Source organism: Paenibacillus phytorum, from assembly GCF_013141715.1.
GTDB classification, from domain to species: Bacteria; Bacillota; Bacilli; order Paenibacillales; family NBRC-103111; genus Paenibacillus_E; species Paenibacillus_E phytorum.
This window is the reverse complement of record NZ_WHOA01000035.1, coordinates 1-2,403: the sequence shown is the minus strand read 5'-3', so window position 1 is coordinate 2,403 and position 2,403 is coordinate 1. Positions and strand designations below refer to the sequence as shown.

The window sequence follows — 2,403 nt, the reverse complement described above, 5'->3', positions numbered from 1 at the left end:
TAATAACTGGTGGACAAATTGTCTCCCGTCGTATGATTGAGTTTCGCTGGGAAGTTCATGTTGATAATCAATGGGAAGCATATCTGGTCTTAAATGATCCGCAATGTCGTGTATTTTTTCGGAGAGTGTTGCGCCCGAGATGGTTCCAATAGATTGAGCTTTCAAATGTGTCACAACTTGACCAAACCACCAACCCTCAAGTCGTTCATATAACGCATCTAGTAAATTTCTCCTAACCGAAAGTGCAAGTAATCCCTTGATTTTTTCTTCTACCATTACAATATCTGGTGATTGATCAAGGACGTAGAGATTTTCCACTAGTGAAGACTGTTGCTCTGGTGTGAGTGATGAGAACGCTTGGTATGCTGCTTTGTTTGTTTCATTTGTAGAAGTAGAAATCACCTGTAGCATTAAGGACTTAGCTTTTGTTGCGTGTCTGTCCATATTATCCTTAAGATAGTAGCCGATAGTATCTTGAGAAACTGTAGATGTTGTAATCAAAGTCAACCGACCTACAGAAGTGCCTGACCTCATGGCTTCGCTCCACACCCGGATAGTCTTCCACAAATCTACACAAGCATTTGTTAAGGAAGCGTTGGAGTTCAAATGATGCTTAAGTTGTAGAAGTTCGTAGGGTGTAAACCCATCTTCAAAAGCCACGTCATCGAGCCTCTCGATAGAAATACTGGAATCAATTCTTTGGAGCAATAAGTATAGAGCATATCTAGATTGATAGAGATAACCTATAGCTGATCCGCCAGCAGAGAACTGCGTTGTCATGCACTCACCCCTTACAAATAATTACAATAGTTATTATTATTCTATCAATAATGCCACGATGGTACCACGTTTATTTGTAGTAATTGTTTTTTCCTTTGGATCGAACTGAGAATGTGAACATTGCACAACTTATTATAAACAACAAAAGTAGTCGAGGTTCCTGCCGACTCCATCGGCAACTTGCGCTAACGGGCAGATATTGGATTTTGCTTGGCCCCAAATCGTACTACATTATCATTTATTGAATGTCTTGCCGAAGCTCAAATGACTGAAGCGGGGAGGCATTCCGTACGCGCCGAAGGTGTAAATGATTTCGGAGAGACAAATTTCGTATCTCATGGAGTAGATATCAAGCCCAAATCCAGTAGCGATCTCCGTAATTTCATCAATCGCATATTCCAATGCTTTTATATCCGAAGATGTCATTGTTGAACCCCCAATAAGAATATTGTGGGAGACATGAAACAACTGCTATTATTTGGGTAATACTGTTCTTAATAAACGAGTGAAAGTTAGCAACGACTTGCTTGAACATGGTACAATTAAAAAATGTAATAGCAAAATCAGAAGGAGGTTGAACATCGTGTCAAATCCGGATGAGAAGAAAATCCACACCTATCAAGATTGGCTAACATGGGACGGAACATGGGAGTTAATTGATGGCAAAGCCTATAATATGTCGCCAGCTCCGACCTCATTGCATCAATTTATTGTAGGAGAGCTTCATTTCGCCCTGCGGACATTCTTTCAGAATCGGAGTTGCTTTGTGTTCGTGGCTCCATTTGATGTATTTTTTAGCGAAAGTGAAGAGTATGAGTCGCCCGATCATGTCATACAGCCAGACCTCTCGGTTGTTTGCTCGAAGGATCAGATCTCAAAAAATGGCTGTAAGGGTGCTCCAACGATAATCATTGAAGTGCTGTCCCCATCCACCGCATTGAAGGACTTTAATGAGAAGTTCAATCTATATCAGAAGTATGGGGTACAGGAGTATTGGATTGTCGATCCAGGAAACCGAACGGTTCACGTGTATTCGCTTCAGGATGGCAGTTACCAGGTACGTCATCTGTATGCGGAGCAGGAAACGATCCAATCCATCGCATTTAAAGATTTGCAAGTGCCCATGAACAGGCTGTTCAGTTTAGAATAATTGGAAACAATAAACCGGCGAGATGCTCTCTCGACCGGTTATTTTTTACACCGAAGAACTAAAAAGCTGACATCAGTTGAGTACCGACGCCAGCTATTGTATAGAACTTTCCTATATTAGAGAAAACGGCGATGATGCTTTTTACCGTCATAGGTGAACAAAACCGGCTTATCTTCGACGATGGTGTGCATATGAATAGATTTGCCCCAGAGTTTGTAAATGTAGGGGAGCGTTCGCTCGACATACTTGAGATCAAGTTCGACCCCTTCGAAAGCGTGCTTCAAATACAATTCGCCACTGCGCTGGTAATCGCCATCTTCCACAACAATGTAGGGGAAGCCGCCATTTACACGCGAGTAGATGAGCTGGTCCCGCGTGTTTTCCCAAGTTTTATCCGTAATTTTCCATTCCGGACCTTTCTTTTCAAACACGTACAGATCCAATTCTTCCACCAGAGGTTTATTCAAATAATT

2 protein-coding genes and 2 pseudogenes are annotated in these 2,403 nt (G+C 41.8%); 1 reads left to right on the top strand and 3 read right to left on the bottom strand.

Annotated elements, in window-relative coordinates; all coding sequences use genetic code 11:
* The coding region (locus GC098_RS05815; RefSeq protein ID WP_216625170.1) for a hypothetical protein at window positions 1-780 on the bottom strand (780 nt) is incomplete at its 3' end.
* Window positions 781-1,023: 243 nt separating this feature from the next.
* Window positions 1,024-1,206 (bottom strand): annotated as a pseudogene (locus tag GC098_RS05810) (SpoVR family protein); the annotation flags it as partial.
* Between the two features lie 157 nt (window positions 1,207-1,363).
* Between GC098_RS05810 and GC098_RS05805 the strand changes: the two are divergent.
* Window positions 1,364-1,930 (top strand): Uma2 family endonuclease, encoded by a 567-nt coding sequence (locus tag GC098_RS05805; RefSeq protein ID WP_171641833.1) that lies wholly within the window; start codon window positions 1,364-1,366, stop codon window positions 1,928-1,930.
* A 116-nt stretch (window positions 1,931-2,046) separates the two neighbouring features.
* On the opposite strand, the pseudogene GC098_RS05800 reads toward GC098_RS05805, so the two are convergent.
* Window positions 2,047-2,403 (bottom strand): annotated as a pseudogene (locus GC098_RS05800) (SpoVR family protein); the annotation flags it as partial.